At 68.1% G+C, this 15,980-nt stretch carries 17 protein-coding genes and 1 tRNA gene; 8 read left to right on the top strand and 10 right to left on the bottom strand.

Translation table 11 applies throughout. The features are described 5' to 3' along the window. Window positions 1–38: 38 nt before the first annotated feature. Genes QZM35_RS16485 through QZM35_RS16470 form a run of 4 tightly spaced genes read left to right on the top strand, consistent with a single transcriptional unit; the run spans window position 39 to window position 5,322 of the window. Complete coding sequence (locus QZM35_RS16485; protein ID WP_301776388.1) at window positions 39–2,276, top strand: TonB-dependent siderophore receptor; 2,238 nt, start codon at window positions 39–41, stop codon at window positions 2,274–2,276. Beyond that, window positions 2,273–2,539 (top strand): hypothetical protein, encoded by a 267-nt coding sequence (locus QZM35_RS16480; RefSeq protein ID WP_301776618.1) that lies wholly within the window; start codon window positions 2,273–2,275, stop codon window positions 2,537–2,539. Before QZM35_RS16485 ends, QZM35_RS16480 begins: the two co-directional genes overlap by 4 nt. 1 nt (window position 2,540) lies before the next feature. Continuing rightward, window positions 2,541–4,052 (top strand): PepSY domain-containing protein, encoded by a 1,512-nt coding sequence (locus tag QZM35_RS16475; RefSeq protein WP_301776387.1) that lies wholly within the window; start codon window positions 2,541–2,543, stop codon window positions 4,050–4,052. A gap of 22 nt (window positions 4,053–4,074) precedes the next feature. After that, the gene (locus tag QZM35_RS16470) at window positions 4,075–5,322 is read left to right on the top strand and encodes a RhtX/FptX family siderophore transporter (protein ID WP_301776386.1); all 1,248 of its coding nucleotides are present in this window, start codon (window positions 4,075–4,077) and stop codon (window positions 5,320–5,322) included. A 192-nt stretch (window positions 5,323–5,514) separates the two neighbouring features. On the opposite strand, the gene QZM35_RS16465 is transcribed toward QZM35_RS16470, so the two are convergent. Next, window positions 5,515–5,599, bottom strand: a tRNA-Leu gene (locus QZM35_RS16465). Between the two features lie 141 nt (window positions 5,600–5,740). Here QZM35_RS16465 and QZM35_RS16460 point away from each other — a divergent pair. Beyond that, window positions 5,741–7,066 carry a leucine-rich repeat-containing protein kinase family protein gene (locus tag QZM35_RS16460; protein ID WP_301776385.1) on the top strand — a complete coding sequence of 442 codons (1,326 nt, stop codon included), beginning with the start codon at window positions 5,741–5,743 and terminating at the stop codon, window positions 7,064–7,066. Between the two features lie 15 nt (window positions 7,067–7,081). On the opposite strand, the gene QZM35_RS16455 is transcribed toward QZM35_RS16460, so the two are convergent. From QZM35_RS16455 to QZM35_RS16420, 8 genes are all read right to left on the bottom strand, one after another. After that, window positions 7,082–7,711 carry a LysE family translocator gene (locus tag QZM35_RS16455; RefSeq protein WP_089426928.1) on the bottom strand — a complete coding sequence of 210 codons (630 nt, stop codon included), beginning with the start codon at window positions 7,709–7,711 and terminating at the stop codon, window positions 7,082–7,084. Window positions 7,712–7,810: 99 nt separating this feature from the next. Continuing rightward, window positions 7,811–7,984 carry a hypothetical protein gene (locus tag QZM35_RS16450; protein WP_179255313.1) on the bottom strand — a complete coding sequence of 58 codons (174 nt, stop codon included), beginning with the start codon at window positions 7,982–7,984 and terminating at the stop codon, window positions 7,811–7,813. Window positions 7,985–8,015: 31 nt separating this feature from the next. After that, window positions 8,016–8,462, bottom strand: a complete 447-nt coding sequence (locus tag QZM35_RS16445; RefSeq protein WP_301776384.1) for a copper chaperone PCu(A)C — start codon at window positions 8,460–8,462, stop codon at window positions 8,016–8,018. A gap of 80 nt (window positions 8,463–8,542) precedes the next feature. Beyond that, entirely contained in the window at window positions 8,543–8,908 is a 366-nt protein-coding gene (copC, locus tag QZM35_RS16440; protein WP_301776383.1) for a copper homeostasis periplasmic binding protein CopC, read from the bottom strand. 302 nt (window positions 8,909–9,210) lie between these two features. Continuing rightward, window positions 9,211–9,588 carry a DUF2946 domain-containing protein gene (locus QZM35_RS16435; protein WP_301776382.1) on the bottom strand — a complete coding sequence of 126 codons (378 nt, stop codon included), beginning with the start codon at window positions 9,586–9,588 and terminating at the stop codon, window positions 9,211–9,213. A 92-nt stretch (window positions 9,589–9,680) separates the two neighbouring features. Further along, entirely contained in the window at window positions 9,681–10,175 is a 495-nt protein-coding gene (locus QZM35_RS16430; RefSeq protein ID WP_089426932.1) for an SRPBCC family protein, read from the bottom strand. Between the two features lie 58 nt (window positions 10,176–10,233). Then, a complete protein-coding gene (locus QZM35_RS16425; RefSeq protein ID WP_089426933.1) occupies window positions 10,234–10,536 on the bottom strand; it encodes a 2Fe-2S iron-sulfur cluster-binding protein in 303 nt (100 codons plus the stop codon). A gap of 87 nt (window positions 10,537–10,623) precedes the next feature. Then, window positions 10,624–12,528 (bottom strand): sigma-54-dependent Fis family transcriptional regulator, encoded by a 1,905-nt coding sequence (locus QZM35_RS16420; RefSeq protein WP_301776381.1) that lies wholly within the window; start codon window positions 12,526–12,528, stop codon window positions 10,624–10,626. Between the two features lie 385 nt (window positions 12,529–12,913). On the opposite strand from QZM35_RS16420, the gene QZM35_RS16415 reads away from it, so the two are divergent. Beyond that, a complete protein-coding gene (locus QZM35_RS16415; protein WP_264163869.1) occupies window positions 12,914–13,189 on the top strand; it encodes a DUF2964 domain-containing protein in 276 nt (91 codons plus the stop codon). 240 nt (window positions 13,190–13,429) lie between these two features. Beyond that, window positions 13,430–13,717 carry a DUF1488 domain-containing protein gene (locus QZM35_RS16410; protein WP_011354308.1) on the top strand — a complete coding sequence of 96 codons (288 nt, stop codon included), beginning with the start codon at window positions 13,430–13,432 and terminating at the stop codon, window positions 13,715–13,717. Between the two features lie 249 nt (window positions 13,718–13,966). Here the strand turns inward: QZM35_RS16410 and QZM35_RS16405 are convergent, their stop codons facing one another. Beyond that, a complete protein-coding gene (locus QZM35_RS16405; RefSeq protein ID WP_089426935.1) occupies window positions 13,967–15,268 on the bottom strand; it encodes an NCS2 family permease in 1,302 nt (433 codons plus the stop codon). Between the two features lie 140 nt (window positions 15,269–15,408). Between QZM35_RS16405 and QZM35_RS16400 the strand changes: the two genes are divergently transcribed. Next, a complete protein-coding gene (locus QZM35_RS16400) occupies window positions 15,409–15,819 on the top strand; it encodes a hypothetical protein (protein ID WP_301776380.1) in 411 nt (136 codons plus the stop codon). The last annotated feature ends 161 nt before the right edge of the window (window positions 15,820–15,980 follow it).

Genomic DNA, 15,980 nt, shown 5'->3' with positions numbered 1-15,980 from the left:
TTTGATAATGAGAATGATTATCAAATACGGGGGCGTGAATGCGGTACGAGGTGCTGGAACCTGGGAGATCAAGGACGAAGGGCGCACGCGTCGCCCGTTTTGGGCGACGGCGCTGGCGTCCGTCGCTGTATCTGGGCCTGCTGATCGCCGCGCATCCGGCGGCGGCGTTCGCCGAGACGGCGCCGGCCTCTGCGCCGGCGTCCGGCGCGGAAGTCCGGAAGGAGGGCACGACCGCCGTGAAGCCCGCCGCGGGCGAGCTGAAGGCGATCTCAGTGACCGCGTCGCGCGGCGCGGCCGACGATCCGTCGGTGGCGACGGTCGGCAAGATGCCGCTGGCGTTGCGGGAGATTCCGCAGTCGGTCAGCGTGACGACGCGCGAGCGGATCGACCAGCAGAACCTGTTCTCGCTCGACGAGGTGATGCAGCAATCGGCGGGCGTCACCGTGCAGCCGTACGTGCTGCTTACCACCGCGTATTTCGTGCGCGGCTTCAAGGTCGATTCGTTCGAATTCGACGGCGTGCCGGTGGTGATCGGCGACATGGCGAGCGCGCCGCAGGACATCTCCGTGTACGAACGCGTGGAAATCCTGCGCGGCGCGAACGGCCTGCTGCACGGCTCGGGGAACCCGGCCGCGACGGTCAACCTCGTGCGCAAGCGGCCGCAGTACCAGTTTTCCGCGAACGCGAGCGTGAGCGTCGGCAGTTGGGATCGCTATCGCGCGGAAGCCGACATCGGCGGCCCGCTCAATGCGGCCGGCACCGTGCGCAGCCGGCTCGTCGCCGCGTACGAGGATCGCCATTTCTTCTATGACCATGCGAAGCAGGACACGCGCTCGATCTACGGGATCATGGAAGTCGACGTGACGCGCGACACGCTGCTCACGTTCGGCGCGCAGTACCAGACGACGCGATCGATACCCGACATGTCCGGCGTGCCGATGGCCCGCGACGGCTCGAGCCTCGGCCTGTCGCGCTCGACGTTCCTCGACACCGCGTGGGGCCACTTCGACTGGGACACGACGCGCGCGTTCGCGTCGGTCGAGCAGAAGCTCGGCGCCGGCTGGAAGGCGAAGGTCAGCGGTGAATACCAGAGCGTGCGCTCGGACCTGAAGTACGCGGGCTCGTTCGGCGCGATCAACCCGGCGACCGGCGCGGGCGGTGCGCTCACGGGCGGCGCGTACCAGTTCAGCAGCTACAGCCGCAGCCTCGACGCGAACGTGCAGGGCCCGGTGCATGCGTTCGGGCTCACGCACGATTTGCTGTTCGGCGTGACCTACGCGAACAGCAGCAGCGGGCAGATGTCGGCGCAGTTGCAGGGCAACGTGGTCGGCACGCCGGTGAACGTGTACCGCTGGAACCCGAGCAGCGTGCCCGAGCCGGACGTCGGCCCGTACCAGCAGTCGCAGCAGAACGACATCTCGCAGAAGGGCGTGTACGGGCTCGGCCGCATCAAGCTCGCGGAACCCGTCACGCTCGTGCTCGGCGGCCGGCTGAGCTGGTGGAACCAGGACAGCCTCGGCGCGCATTACAACACCGGCCACCAGTTCACGCCGTACGGCGGGTTGATCTGGGATTTCGCGCGCGACTGGTCGTGGTACGCGAGCTATGCGGAAGTGTTCCAGCCGCAAACCAAGTCGATGTGGGGCGGCGGCATCCTGACGCCGGTGAAGGGGCGCACCTACGAGACGGGCGTGAAGGGCGAACTGGCGGGCGGCAAGCTGAACGTGTCGCTCGCGGCGTTCCGCATCGATCTCGACAACAACCCGCAGGTCGATCTCGCGCATCCGTGCGCGGGGCCGAACTGCTACTACGTGAACGGCGGCAGCGTGCGCAGCCAGGGCTTCGAATTCGAGGCGAACGGCCGCATCACGCCGTGGTGGAGCGTATGGGCGAGCTACACGTACGACACGATGCGCTACGCGGACAACCTCGCGAACGCGGGCTCGTCGTTCGCGCCGCTGCTGAACCCGCGCCACCTGTTCCGGCTGTGGACGAACTACGACCTGCCGTGGCAGGAGCGGCGCTGGAGCGTCGGCGGCGGCGTGCAGGTGCAGAGCAGTTACTCGGCGCAGGCCAACGGCGTCACGATGAGCCAGGGCGGCTACGCGCTCGCGAGCGTGCGGCTCGGCTACCGCTACGACAAGCACTGGAGCGCCGCGGTCAACGTCAACAACCTGTTCGACCGCAAGTACTACCTGAGCCTGAGCAACCCGGGCTGGAACAACCGTTACGGAGAACCGCGCAACGTGATGCTGACCGTGCGCGGGCAGTTCTGAGGGCGGGCGGCTGGGGGACGCGGGCGGCGCTGGCGATCGGCGGCGTGCTGCCGGGCGCGCTCGCGCTCGCGGTCACGCTGGCCCGTCATTACCCGGCAGACGGCCTGAACCGGCTCTACGCGGCCGTGCTGCTGTCGCTTGCCGCGGGCGTCGCCGCGCTGCTGTGGGTGCTCGTCGCGCCCGGGCGGCGGCAGGCCGCGTGGCGCGCGGGCGCATGGCTCGCGGTGCTCGTGCCGTGCGCGATGTGCTGGGGAGGGCGCTGACATGGACGCGTCATTGCGTTCGCGCTGGCGCGCGCTGCATCGCGGCGCCGGTGCGCTGTTCGGCGTGGTGCTGTTCGTCGTGCTGTTCAGCGGCACGTGGAGCCTCGCGACCGATTCGATGCAGGGCTGGTGGCGGCCGTCGTCGGTCGCCGTCGCGCGGCCGTCGCTTTCGCTGAATGAACTCGTCGCGCGCGCAGCGGCGCTCGGCGTGCCATTGCGCGAGGCGCGCGTCGTGCTGCCGCGACCGGACGATCCGGCGATCCGTTTCTGCGACGCGCGCCAGGCGTGCACGCTGGCGCTCGACCCGGCGACGGGCAAGCGGCTGGCCGACGGCGGACGCGCGGCGTTGCTCGTCACGCTGCACAAGACGCTGTTCGCGGGCTTTCCCGGGCGCATCTTCGTGAGCCTGTGGGGCATCGTGCTGCTCGTGCTCATCGTTGCGGGCGTGGTCGTGCATCACCGGCGCTGGCCCGACGCGGCGCGCATCCGGCGCGGCAAAGGATTGCGCGCCGCGCTGTTCGACCTGCACGCGGGGATCGGCCTGTGGGGCTCGCCGTGGCTCGTGCTGTTCGCGTTCACCGGCGCGTTGTCGGGGCTCGGCGCGCTCGGCACGGTGTCGCTCGCGGACGTCGCGTATCCGGGGCAGCCGCAGCGCGCGTTCGCCGAACTGCTCGGCGGGCCGCCGCCTGCAACAGCCGGCGGCGCGTGGCAACGCGCGCCCGATCTCGATGCGCTGCTGCGGCGCGACGCGGCGCGCATGCCGGATTTCCGGCCCGAAGCGGTCGTGCTGCATGGCTGGGGCGATGCGAATGCGCGCGTCGAGATTGCCGGTACGACCGCCGGCCTGCCGAGCACGGCGGTGTTCGAGCGTCACCTGTATCGCGCGGCGGACGGGCAATGGCTCGCGGATGCCACGTCGCGCGGCCGAGGCTTCTGGCTGCGCACCTTCATCGCGGTGCAGCCGCTGCACTTCGCGCAATACGGCTGGGTGGGGGCGATGGGCGGCGTGCTGCGCGTCGTGCATTTTCTGATGGGGCTCGCCGCGTGCGCGCTGTGCGCGACGGGGCTGCATCTGTGGATCGAGCGGCGGCGCGCGCAGCAGGATTGCTCCGCGAACGTGCTGGCCGCCGCCGCCGTCGGCACCTGCGGCGGGCTCGTGCTCGCGGGCGGCGTACTGCTGTTCGTCGGGCGTGCGTTGCCCGCTGGCGTGCACGTCGATCATGTGCTCGCGATGCTGTTTTGGGCCGTGTGGGGCGGCGCGGTCGCGCTGGCGGCGTGCGTGGCCGATCGCGCGGTCTGGCTGCGCAGGCTGATGCGCGCGGCCGGTGCCGCGTACGGGCTGGCCGGCGTGACGCACTGCGCGATTGCGCTGCTCGGCGCGGGCGAACCCGTGTACTGGCCGATCGACGCGGCACTCGTCGCATTCGGCGCGTTGCTGCTGCGTGCCGCGCGCCGTCCGCGCCGGGATGCGCTGCGGCCCGCGCGCATGCCGGCCGGCGCTGAACCTTTTTAATGTCATGCAACTGGAGACTTCGATGCGCGATCTGCTCGAACATCGCCGCCTGGTCATCACGATCACGCTGCTTTACCTGTCACAGGGAATCCCGATCGGCATTGCGATGGACGCGATGCCGACCCTGCTGCGCCACGACGGCGCGCCGCTTCACGCACTGGCGTTCCTGCCGCTCGTGGGTTTGCCGTGGGTCGTGAAATTCCTGTGGGCGCCCGTCGTCGACAACCGCTGGTCGCCACGCATCGGGCGGCGGCGCAGCTGGATGCTGCCGATGCAGACGCTCGTCGTGCTGTGCCTCGGCAGCCTCGCGCAGATCGGCATGACGGTCGCGACGGCCGGGTGGGCGGTCGGCCTGCTGGCCGTCGCGTCGCTCGCGAGCGCGACGCAGGACATCGCGAACGACGGAATGGCCGCCGAGCACTTCAGCGGCGACACGCTCGCGAAGATCAACGCGATCCAGATCGCGGGCGTGATGATCGGCTTCTTCGGCGGCGGCGCCGGCACGTTGACGCTGATCGGCCTGTTCGGGCAGCGTGCCGCGTTTCTCGCGCTGGCCGCCGTGCCGCTCGCGAGCCTCGCGTGCGTGCTGTGGGTGCTGCCGCGCGATGCGGATCGTGCACGGGTGCAAGCCGAACCCAACGCGAGCCTCGTGCGCTTCGCGAAGCGGCCGCGTTCGTGGTCGCTGCTGTCGCTCGCGCTGCTGTCGGCGATGACGGCCGTATCGGGCTTCGGCCTGTCGAAGCTGTTTCTCAACGACGCGGGCTGGTCGCTCGACGCGATCGGGAAGCTCGGGATGGCCGGCGGCATCGTGACGGTTGTGCTCGGATGCGGCGGCGGCGCGTGGCTTGTCCGATGGCTCGGGTTGTGGCCTGCGTTTACGGCCGGCGTGAGCTGTGCGGGCGCGGCCGCGCTGCTGTGGTTCGCGCAGGCGAGCGGATGGCTGCCGGTGGCGTCGTCGTGGGCGTGGCTGTGCACGGTGCTCGGTTCGCTGGCGACCGGGATCACGTCGGTGTCGATCATGACGGCCGGCATGCGCTTCGCGGGCGGCAGCGACCAGGCCGGCACCGACGTGACGGCCGTGCAGAGCACGCGCGATCTCGGCGAGCTGATCGCGTCGTCGACGATTTTGTCGCTGACCGCGAAGGTGGGTTATACGGGCGGGTTTCTCGCCGGTGTGGCGTTGGCGGTGCTGGCCGCGTTGATCGCAATGCGGTTGCGGCGGCGGGAGGCGGCGTATGCGGTGAAGGGGGAGGATGCGCTGGCGTCGTGAGTGACATGACGTACGCGTACGCTTCCGGCTGTCCGGACGGCAGTCGGGAGCGCGCGAATTCGCAGCAGCATGGTGCCCGGTTGCAGCCTGATGTGGGAATCGGAAACAGCGGTGCGCGATTGCGCGGGATGATCGTCGATCGTTGCCGGAATGCGTTTGTCGCATCTCGCGCAACGATGAGAGAAGAAATCCTGGTGCCGACGGCGAGACTCGAACTCGCACAGCTTTCGCCACTACCCCCTCAAGATAGCGTGTCTACCAATTTCACCACGTCGGCACTGCAAGGGGCGCAATTCTAGCGCGACGTTGCGCGTTTGTGAAGGGGGGGTGACAAGATCGGTGAATGCACGCAGGCGATCCCGGTAGAATTCGGGCGATCGACCCGACGATCGTCGCAACCGCCACCCGTTTTCCCCGCGTGACACACACCCTCGAACAACTGCAGGCCGGCCAGCTCGCCGGCGCACGGCAACTCAAGCTCGCATGCGGGTTGACGGAATTCCCGCGCGCGATCTTCGATCTCGCCGACACGCTCGAAGTGCTCGACCTCACCGGCAATGCGCTGTCCGCACTGCCGGACGACCTGCCGCGGCTGCACCGCCTGCGCATCCTGTTCGCGTCCGGCAACCGCTTCACCGCGTTCCCCGACGTGCTCGGCGCGTGCGGGCAGCTCGACATGATCGGCTTCAAGGCGAACCGGATTCAAACGGTGCCGAGCGGGTCGCTGCCGCGCGCGCTGCGCTGGCTGATCCTCACCGACAACGCCATCGACGCATTGCCGGCCGATATCGGCGATTGCTCGCGGCTGCAGAAGCTGATGCTCGCCGGCAACCGGCTGCGCGCGCTGCCGGCGGAAATGGCCGCATGCCGCGCGCTCGAACTGGTTCGCCTGTCCGCGAACCGGCTGGACGCACTGCCCGACTGGCTGCTGCGCCTGCCGCGCCTCGCATGGCTCGCCACCGCAGGCAACCCGTTCGGCGCCGCGCCGGAAGCCGCGGCGTCGGCCGGGCCCGAGGTCGCGAACGTCGACTGGGCATCGCTGGCCTGCGAGCAGAAGCTGGGCGAGGGTGCATCGGGCGTCATTTACCGCGCGCAGTGGCGCGCGGACGGGCATCCGCCACGGGCGGTCGCGGTCAAGCTGTTCAAGGGCGCGGTGACGAGCGACGGCCTGCCCGATTGCGAAATGGCCGCGTGCCTGCACGCCGGCCGTCATCCGAGCATGATCCCGGTGATCGGCAAGGTGAGCGGGCATCCGGACGGCACGCACGGCCTCGTGATGGAACTGGTCGATCCCCAGCTCGCGAACCTCGCCGGGCCGCCGAGCTTCGCGACCTGCACGCGCGACGTGTATGCGGCCGACGCGAAATTCACGCCGGTGGAGGCGGTGCGGATCGCGCATGGCATCGCGTCGGTGGCGGGCCATCTGCACACCCGCGGCATCATGCATGGCGACCTGTACGCGCACAACATCCTGCACGATGGCGAAGGCGGCGCGCTGCTCGGGGATTTCGGCGCGGCGTCGCTCTATGACGTGAACGATCGCACGCGCGCTACAGCATTCGAACGGATCGAGGTGCGGGCGTTCGCCTATCTGCTCGGCGAGTTGCTTGAACGATGCGAGCCGCGCACGTGGGCCAGCCGAAACGCGCTCGATGCGCTCGCGGTGGCCTGCCTGAATGAAGACGTCGATGCGCGGCCGTCGTTCGGCGAGATCGCGACCGAGCTGGCCGCACACACACGCTGACGAGCGCGCGTCGGCTCAAGCCTGACGCGCAGTCAGCAGCCTGATCCCCAGCCCGACGAACAGCAGCCCGCTGGCGCGCTTGAGCGCACGCACCGCGCGGCTCATGCCGAAGCCGCGATGGAAGCGGCGCACGCCGGCCGAATAGACGCTGTGAACGACCACCACCGTGCACGCGATCGTCGCGTACATCACGACGAACTGCAGCGCGAGCGGGCGGTCGTGCACGATGAACTGCGGCATGAACGCCGACAGGAAGATCATCGTCTTCGGATTGCTGCCCGACACGAACAGCGCTTCGCGGAACAGTTTCCCGCGGTCGGGCACGGCGATCTCCGCCGCCCCGGTCGAAGCGGCGGCCTTGCGGTCGCCGCGCAATTGCCGGACACCGAGGAAGATCAGGTACGCGGCGCCGACCACCTTCATCGCGACGAACAGCGGCGGCATCGCGGCCAGCACCGCGCCGACGCCGAGCGCGACGAGTATCACGACCACCCCTTGCGCGACGAGGTTGCCCGCGATCGTCGCGGCCGTACCGTGCGTGCCGTAGCGCACCGTGTTGCGGATGACGAGCAGCACGTTCGGCCCCGGCGACAGCGTCGTGGCGAGATAGGCTGCGGCAAACAGCATCCAGGTCTGAATGGACATGCGGCGCTCCGAGAGGCGGTTCCGGCGGTCGGGATGAAGCGATGATGCCACGCCAATAATGGGCGCAGGCTTGCGCCGGAACCACGCCGGCGCGGTGGGTCAGCTGGCGTCGCGCATGCAGTACGCCGGGATCGACGGCGGCGTATCGATCGCGGCGGGGCGCGTCATCCACGCGATCCACCCGGCCCATATCCCGCAGACGATCATCACGGCGACGTTCAGCGGCGTCCGGTAGCGGACGATCAGGCCGGCCAGCGGCAGGCGATGTTTCATGTGCATCTCCTTCGATCGGGGGCGGTGGACGTTACTGGCCGGCGTAGGTCGGCGCCTTGGCGTCGCAGGTCACGGACACCGTCGAGCCGTCCGCGAAATGCAGCCGGAACGGCACCTTCGTGCCGGGCGCGACGGCCTGGCGCGGTTGCTCCAGCATCACGTGATAGCTCTTCGGCTTGAAGGTCAGCGTGCCGTGCGCGGGCACTTCGACGGCGTCGACGTGGACCATCTTCGCGGTGCTGCCGCTCGTTTGCGTTTCATGCAGCATCGCCATCCCGTACGCGGGCGAGTCGAGGCCGGTCAGCGTGACGGGCGCGTCGCCGTCGTTCTTCAGCGTGAAGTAGCCGGACGACGGCACGGTGGCCGGCATCGCGCGAATCCAGCAGTTTTCTGCCTGCACGGCCGGCGCGGCGAACGTGGCGGGGGCTTGCAGCGCCAGCAGTGCGAACAGCAGGCCGGTCGGAATCGAGCGCTTCATGGTGGGTTCTCCTGATGGGTGGATGCAGTGGAAAAGGGGGCGACGCGCTTGGTGCGGAACGCCGATGCGCATCGCGGACCTCATTTCAGCGTGAACGCGTAGTGGCCTTGCGTGCGATGGCCGTCGCTGGCCACCGCGATCCACGCGACCGTGTACGTGCCGGCCGTCAGATTGGTCAGCGCGACGTGCATGCGCTTCCGGTTGCGTGCATCGACGGACGATTTCCCGTCGACGACCGATTGCCCATGGCTGTCGGTGACGGCGATCGAGCTGAAAGCGGGCTCGAGCGCTTCGCTGAAACCGATTGTGACCGCGTGCGGCGCGGTCGAAAGCGTGGCGTCGGCGGCCGGTTCCTGGGTCTTCGGGAGCGCGTGGGCGTGGGCGGCCAGGGTGATGACGAAGCCGAGTGCGGCGAGCGCGCCGCGAACGAAAGAGGGAGTGTTCATGATCGAATGTGCGAGTGGCGAATCGGATGGCGCAACACGGATTCGACGGACGGATGCACGTGTACCCTCGCAGCAGCACCGAGGGCGGCTGGCGTCAGCGCGAGCGTGCGCGGCCGGACGTTCGCCCGCGAGCGAATGTCGGCGCGACAGTACGAGCCGGAAGCCGCCAACCGCACGCACGGCACGACGCCGCGCGCAATACGGTGACACATGATCGTCCTTCGAAACGTGACAGGTCGCACACGCCGGCGGCGTGCGCGGGCCACGCGATGCTTGACGGCATCACGGGCATTGACGACGAATCAGGACGAGAACGGAGGGGCGCGCGGTTGCGCGGCCGTGTGCGGCAGCGCGCGGCGCAGGCTGTCGAAGCGGGTCGCTTCGCGGTGCTGAATGACGTGCACGTTGGCCGCGAACGTCAGTTCGGGCGCGGGCAGTGCGGGTGTGTGAGCAAGCAGGCTGCAGTAGCCGCATGCCTGGAGGTGGGCCGTCAGGCTCTTCTGCGACGAATCGGCGGCGTGCTCGCCGGTGGCCGGCGCGGCCGAGCAGTAGCCGGCCAGCAGCGTCTCGACGCGCTGCTGCGTCGTCAGTGCCTGCGAGATCGTCGGCGCGAGTGCCGTCATCAGGATGGCGAGCATCCCGATCAGACTGCCGATCTTCCGGAGGCGACGACTCAGCATGCGATGCGCGGTGACGTACAGGCGACGATGGAGCGGATTATGCCACGCACGTCGATGCGCATGTCGGCACGAACCTGCGGCGTGGCGGCGCGCTATGCGTGCTTCGCCAGGTATTTCGTGATCAGCGTCATCTGTGCGGCCCAGCCCTGGTCGTTCATCTCGCGCGCCTTCGCGCGGCGCGCTTCGATCAACTGGTCGAAGCCCGTTTCGGTGACCGTGAGCAGCGTGCCGCCGGCCTGTGCGGCGAGCGTAAACGTGACGAGCGTCATCGGCTCGGACGCGTAATCGAAATTCGGGTCGATCGCGAACGGATGCCAGCGAAACGAGAACAGTTGCTTCGGCTCGAGTCGATCGACGACGATTTCGAACACAGTGCCCGCGTAGGGCTCTTGTGCCTTGGCGACGTCGTCGTCGACGCGTGTCGGCGTGATGCGGCCGAACAGCGGCTGGCCGGCCGCGAACGGCCCGTCGAACGTGACGCCGAACCACTGGCCGAATTCGCCGGAATTGCTGACGGCTTCCCACACGCGGTCGGGCGATGCGTTGAGCTGGGCCTGTTTTTCGATGCGATCGGTTTGCTGGGTCATGACGTTCTCCACTCCGGATCAACCTTTGCTGGACGGCATGCGCGAGCGCACGCCGCGTCTAGTCGAGCATGACCGCGTCGGGCACGTCGAGCACGAGGTCCGACGTCGCGACGGCCACGCACGGCAGCGTATAGCCGTCGGCTTTTTCCTCGCGGCTCAGCCCCGGCCATTCGATCGTGTAGCGTACGCTGCCGCTGACGATCCGGCAAAGGCAGCTTCGGCACGTGCCGTTGCGGCACGAGCGCGGCAGCGACACGTGCGCGAACGCGGCGGCTTCGAGCAGCGTCAGCGAATCGGGCGCATCGAAGGTCGCACCGAGCGGCTCGATGCGCACGAGGGGCAGGTGTTCCGGATCGGTCATGGCGGAGGCAGGGCGGGCGGCGGTTCGGCGGCAACGCGCCAAGCATACCCGAACGTGCTGGCGGCCGGCGCCGGCCGGCCGCCAGCGTCAATGCCGGCGCAGGTGCCGGTACACGGTATTGCGGGCGAGGCCGAGCTCGCGCGCGGCCGCCGACACGTTGCCGCCATGCCGCGCGAGCACGGCGTCGATCACCGCGGCCTGATGGCTTTGCAGTGTCGTGCCTTCGTGCGTGGCGGCCGATGCGGCCGGCGCCGCGGCGGCGGGCGCTGCCGGTGCGTCGTCGCAATCGAGCCAGAAATCGTCGGGCAAATGGGCGAGCGTGATTTCCGCTTCGTCTTCGGCGAGCATGCCGGCCGTACGCAGCACGTTGGTCATCTGGCGCAGGTTGCCGGGCCAGCGGTGGCGCGTGAACGCGTCGAGCACGTCGGCCGCGATACGGCGCGGCATCGGTTCGCTGCGCGCGAGCCGCGCGAGAATCCGCTCGACGAGCGCGGGAAGATCGGTGCGTGCGGCGAGCGCCGGCAGCGTGACCGCGAGCCCGTTGATCCGGTAGAACAGGTCTTCGCGGAACGTGCCTTCCGCGATCATCGCGCGCAGGTCGCGATGGGTCGCGCAGACCACCCGCACGTCGACCGGCACCGCGCGCGCACCGCCGAGCGGCATCACCGCGCGTTCCTGCAGCACGCGCATCAGCCTGACCTGCTGCGCGAGCGGCATGTCGCCGATTTCGTCGAGAAACAGCGTGCCGCCGTCGGCCTGCACGATCTTGCCGGGGCTGCCGCGCTTGCGTGCGCCGGTAAATGCGCCGTCCTCGTAACCGAACAGTTCGGCCTCGATCAGCGAATCGGGCAGCGCCGCGCAGTTGACCGCGACGAACGGGCCGTCCGCACGCGGCGATGCCTGGTGCAGGGCGCGGGCGAGCCATTCCTTGCCGGTGCCGGTCTGGCCGAGGATCAGCAGCGGCAGGTCGCGCCCGCGGATCTTCGCGACGCGTTCGAGCACGGCGGCCATGCGTGCGTCGCCCGTGTCGAGCGTCGCGAACGTGATCGTGTCGGGATCCGGCGTGCGCACCCGTGCGGCGGGCGTGGGCGGCGTGACGGCGACGGTGGTCTTGTGTGCTTCCGCGAATTCGCAGCGCGCCAGCACGCGGACGCCGGTCGACAGCGTGAGGCGGAACATCGCGCCGGGCGCGCGCGCCGCCTGCTGCGCGAGCTGGCCGAAGCGCATGCCGAACAGCGCGTCGCTGGCTTGATGCTGCAGTGCATCGAACGATGCGCCGAGCTGGAATTGCGCGCTGCGGTTCGCGGCGATCAGCCCGCCGTCGGGGCCGAAGGCGACGAGCCCGGCGAACAGCGAATCGACGCATTCCTCGTGTGCATGAAAGCGCAGCCGCAACGCTTCCGCGCACTGGTTCGCGAACAGGTGGTTCTCGATCAGTTGCGCGGACATCCGCACGAGCGCGAGCGTATGCGGGCTCGAGCCGCGCGGGTCGCCGCTGACGTCGAGCGTGCCGAGCGTGCGGCCGAACGGATCGAAGATCGGCGCGCACGAGCAGGTGAGGATGTGGTTGGCGCGCAGGAAGTGTTCGGACCCATGCACGGCGACGGCCTGGCCCGATGCGAGCGCGGTGCCGATCGCGTTGGTGCCGCGTGCGCCTTCCGCCCATGACACGCCGGTACACAGCGCGACGCGGTTGGCTTTCTCGATGAAGTCCGCGTCGCCGATGCTGTGCAGGATCACGCCGTCGGCGTCGGTCAGCAGCACGAGGCTTTGCGTGTCGGCGATCTGCGCGTGAAGGTTCTCCATCACCGGGCGGGCGTGCGAGAACAGTGCGTGATTCGTGTCGAGCAGTTCGCGCAGCGCGAGGCGCGACAGCGGCGAGAAATCCGGGCGTTCGTGCGCGCGCAGGCCGACCGCGGTCGAACGCGCATGCGCCTGCGCGAGCAGGTCGGTGCGACCCGCGGTGGCGGGCAGCACGAAAGGTTGCGGCATGACTTGTCTCCTGTCGACAGCAGTTAGCGCTTTAGCGCTTACTGCTGTCCCATGCTTCGCGGTCGGCAGCAGTTAGCACTGCAGCGCTTACTGATGTCCCATGCTTCGCGGTCGGCAGCAGTTAGCACTTCAGCGCTTACTGATGTCCCATGCTTCGCGGTCGAACCCGGTGAGCATTTCAACACTCACTCAGGCCCCATGCTCCTCGAAATCGGCCGATCCGGCGCACGCCTACGCACCGAAATCCTCTACGGATTCCCGCCTTCGCGTGCGGCGCACCATCGGTGTGCGAACGCCAGCCATCCGGGTACGCATCATCATACAAGCGCCGCGTACGAAGCGCGACCGCGAACAAAATCCCCTTGCTTTTAAATGCCCACCTGCAATGATGGAAATGGAGCACGCACGCGCCGTGTTCCGCATTGCAACATGCATGCGACGCGACATGCATCCGTTCGGGAGACGCATCATGGTTCGGACGGAACTGAGAGTCGTGCTGGCGGCCATCGCCACATTCATCATGCTGGGCGGCATCGCCGTGGCGATCCACGGGCTGCTGTTCGATCTGACCGATGCGGTGCGATACGGGGCGGCCGCGATCGCGGTGGGCGCCACGACGGCTGCCATCGCGCTCAACGTCTGGCCGAACGACCCTCACTGACGCCGGTTTCCGAAACGGTGCCGGATGCCGCGCTGATCTGATGAAAGGCGCGTCGGAACGACGCACGCCGGAAAATTTGTCTCCTGCGCGAAACCGTCTAAAGTGGAAATCAACCGGCATGCATTGTCCGCGCCTATCCCCGCGGGCAGTGCCTCCGCCGGCGAGCCCGCGTACATTTCGTCCGGCCGGTAGTGGACGACGGACGCGGTCATTCGTTTTCTACCGGTCGAGGCGGCTCCCATGCAGATCCATTTCACGAACGAGAAGCCCGAGTATTCGGGGCGCGACCTGATGCTGGCGTTCACGGCGTTGGTCAATGGCGAGCGCGTCCAATGTCAGATCACCGCCGAGGCGCTGGAAGATCACTTCGGCGCGGCGTCGCCGCGCTTCGAGGACATGGTCGGCGCATTCGACCAGCACCGCGATCGTATCGAGGCGGCTGCACGTCGCCTGCTGTCGGAGACGCGTGCGCAATGCGTGACGCTGCGCAGCGGCTACGTCCGCTTCTACGAGGCCAACTGGCGCTGACGACACGACGCCCGTCTGGCGGCGCACGTCGCTGAACGCTGCGCACGCGAAGACGTTGCCTTGCACGCAATGCCGTTCGGCGGGGTCGGGCGGCATTTTCGTATGCGGGCCGCACCGGCTTGACCGACCGTCGGCATGGCCGGACGTGTCGATTCGTCAGGATCGCAGAAGAATCATGCGAAAACGAAAACGCCACCCGAAGGTGGCGTTTTTTCATCGTGCATCATGCCGCGCGCCGAAGCGCCGCCGTCATTCGCTGCCGAGATAGAAGAAGCGGAACAGGAACACGGCTGCGATGAGCCACACGATCGGCTTGACCGAGCGGGCCTGGCCGGTCAGCAGCTTGAGGCCGCCGTACGCGATGAAGCCGAATGCCACGCCGTTCGCGATCGAGTACGTGAACGGCATCAGCAGTGCGGTCAGTGCGGCCGGCACGGCTTCCGTGGCATCGTCCCACGGCACCTCGACCATTTCGCGCAGCATCAGGCACGACACGTACAGCAGGGCCGGTGCCGTCGCGTAGGCCGGCACGACGCCGGCAAGCGGCGCGATGAACAGGCACGCGAGGAACAGCACCGCGACGGTGATGGCCGTCACGCCCGTGCGGCCGCCGGCCTGCACGCCCGACGCGCTTTCGATATACGCGGTGGTCGACGACGTGCCGAGCACCGAGCCCGCGACGATCGCCGTGCTGTCGGCGAGCAGCGCCTTGTTCAGGCGGTTCATCTTGCCTTCGACGAGCAGGCCTGCGCGGTTCGCGACGCCCATCAGCGTGCCCGTCGCGTCGAACAGTTCGACGAGGAAAAACACGAGGATCACGTTGATGATCCCGGTCGACAGCGCGGCGCCGATGTCGAGCTTGAACAGCGTCGCGTCGATCGACGGCGGCGCGGAGAACACGCCGTGGAACTGGTTGTCACCGAAGAAGAACGACAGGATCGTGACGCCGATGATGCCGATCAGGATCGCGCCGCGCACGCGCAGGTGGTCGAGCGTGACGATCGTGAAGAAGCCGACGATCGCGAGGATCGTGTCGTGCTTGTGCAGGTCGCCCAGCGTGACGAGCGTGGCCGGGTTGCCGACGATCACGCCCGACGTCTTCAGCGAGATGATGCCGAGGAACAGGCCGATACCCGCGGTGATCGAGATCCGCAGCGATTTCGGAATGCCGTTGACGATCGCCTCTCGTACGCGGAACAGCGTGACGAGCAGGAACAGGCAGCCGGAGATGAACACCGCGCCGAGCGCGGCCTGCCACGTGAAGCCCATTCCCTTGACGACCGTGTACGCGAAATACGCGTTCAGGCCCATGCCGGGCGCGCATGCGATCGGGTAGTTCGCGTACAGCCCCATGATGAGCGACGCCAGCGCCGCGACGAGGCAGGTCGCGACGAACACGGATTCCTTCGGCATGCCGGCGTCGCCGAGGATCGCGGGGTTGACGAAGATGATGTAGGCCATCGTCAGGAACGTAGTGACGCCCGCGAGTATTTCGGTGCGGAAGTCGGTGCCGGCTTCAGCGAAGCCGAAATACCGCTTGATGGATTCCATGAAGGCGTTTCTCCGGTCGGTTGTCGTGTTGCTTGTTGTGCCGAATTGTTGTAAAGGCAGCGCGGCCGGCTTACTGTAACCAGCCACTATTGCCCGGCTATCGGCGGATTGTAATAGCGCGGATAGCTCGGACGATATAGTTGGAGGGCACGATCGAAAGATCGATCGGCTGCCTGCGCGCGAACGGTCTGGCAGCCCGGCCGCGCGACGAAGGCGCGCATTTTACCGGTTCGGGCGGAACGGGCCGGCAGAAATGGCTGAAACGGGAGCGGGATGCGCGAACGACGCCGGCCGATGCGTGCGCAACGGCGTGCAAGACGGCACGCGCGGTGGATCACGCGGCGTGGATGCGGGATGATGACATCCGACTGAAACGGAGCGCCCGCATGCTGCACGAACGCGGGGCAGGCGGCGCGTGCGCGCGAACGCACGTGCGTGGCCGGTACGGATGCCCGGCAGCGGCGTGCAGCGGCCATTCGTCAGTCCAGGCGGGTGCAGATATCGGGCTATCGTGCGCCGAAGCCGTCCCGCCCGCAACTGTCATTTCGTGAAGCGGGGGCGACTGTGGTTTCTGTGTAAAAGATTGCAAGACCCCATCGCATAAACCGGCAAGTCTTTCTAGGATAGATACACCGCGCATGCACACGCCGGCCGGAAATTGCCGACGCGGGGGAGTCGCAGTCCGTGCAGGCCGGGCGGTGAAGTGCGGTCA

The organism is Burkholderia sp. AU45274, assembly GCF_030482505.1.
In the GTDB taxonomy this organism is placed as follows: domain Bacteria; phylum Pseudomonadota; class Gammaproteobacteria; order Burkholderiales; family Burkholderiaceae; genus Burkholderia.
The sequence above is the reverse complement of the archived record's forward strand: the minus strand, read 5'-3'. Positions and strand labels throughout refer to the sequence as shown.

Excerpts from the sequence above, each read along its gene's own strand:
- QZM35_RS16485 (WP_301776388.1), top strand. The coding sequence starts at position 39 with ATGCGGTACGAGGTGCTGGAACCTGGGAGATCAAGGACGAAGGGCGCA.
- QZM35_RS16475 (WP_301776387.1), top strand. The coding sequence starts at position 2,541 with ATGGACGCGTCATTGCGTTCGCGCTGGCGCGCGCTGCATCGCGGCGCC.
- QZM35_RS16470 (WP_301776386.1), top strand. The coding sequence starts at position 4,075 with ATGCGCGATCTGCTCGAACATCGCCGCCTGGTCATCACGATCACGCTG.
- QZM35_RS16455 (WP_089426928.1), bottom strand. The coding sequence starts at position 7,711 with ATGTCCATTCAGACCTGGATGCTGTTTGCCGCAGCCTATCTCGCCACG.
- QZM35_RS16450 (WP_179255313.1), bottom strand. The coding sequence starts at position 7,984 with ATGAAACATCGCCTGCCGCTGGCCGGCCTGATCGTCCGCTACCGGACG.
- QZM35_RS16445 (WP_301776384.1), bottom strand. The coding sequence starts at position 8,462 with ATGAAGCGCTCGATTCCGACCGGCCTGCTGTTCGCACTGCTGGCGCTG.
- copC (WP_301776383.1), bottom strand. The coding sequence starts at position 8,908 with ATGAACACTCCCTCTTTCGTTCGCGGCGCGCTCGCCGCACTCGGCTTC.
- QZM35_RS16435 (WP_301776382.1), bottom strand. The coding sequence starts at position 9,588 with ATGCTGAGTCGTCGCCTCCGGAAGATCGGCAGTCTGATCGGGATGCTC.
- QZM35_RS16430 (WP_089426932.1), bottom strand. The coding sequence starts at position 10,175 with ATGACCCAGCAAACCGATCGCATCGAAAAACAGGCCCAGCTCAACGCA.
- QZM35_RS16425 (WP_089426933.1), bottom strand. The coding sequence starts at position 10,536 with ATGACCGATCCGGAACACCTGCCCCTCGTGCGCATCGAGCCGCTCGGT.
- QZM35_RS16420 (WP_301776381.1), bottom strand. The coding sequence starts at position 12,528 with ATGCCGCAACCTTTCGTGCTGCCCGCCACCGCGGGTCGCACCGACCTG.
- QZM35_RS16415 (WP_264163869.1), top strand. The coding sequence starts at position 12,914 with ATGATGGAAATGGAGCACGCACGCGCCGTGTTCCGCATTGCAACATGC.
- QZM35_RS16410 (WP_011354308.1), top strand. The coding sequence starts at position 13,430 with ATGCAGATCCATTTCACGAACGAGAAGCCCGAGTATTCGGGGCGCGAC.
- QZM35_RS16405 (WP_089426935.1), bottom strand. The coding sequence starts at position 15,268 with ATGGAATCCATCAAGCGGTATTTCGGCTTCGCTGAAGCCGGCACCGAC.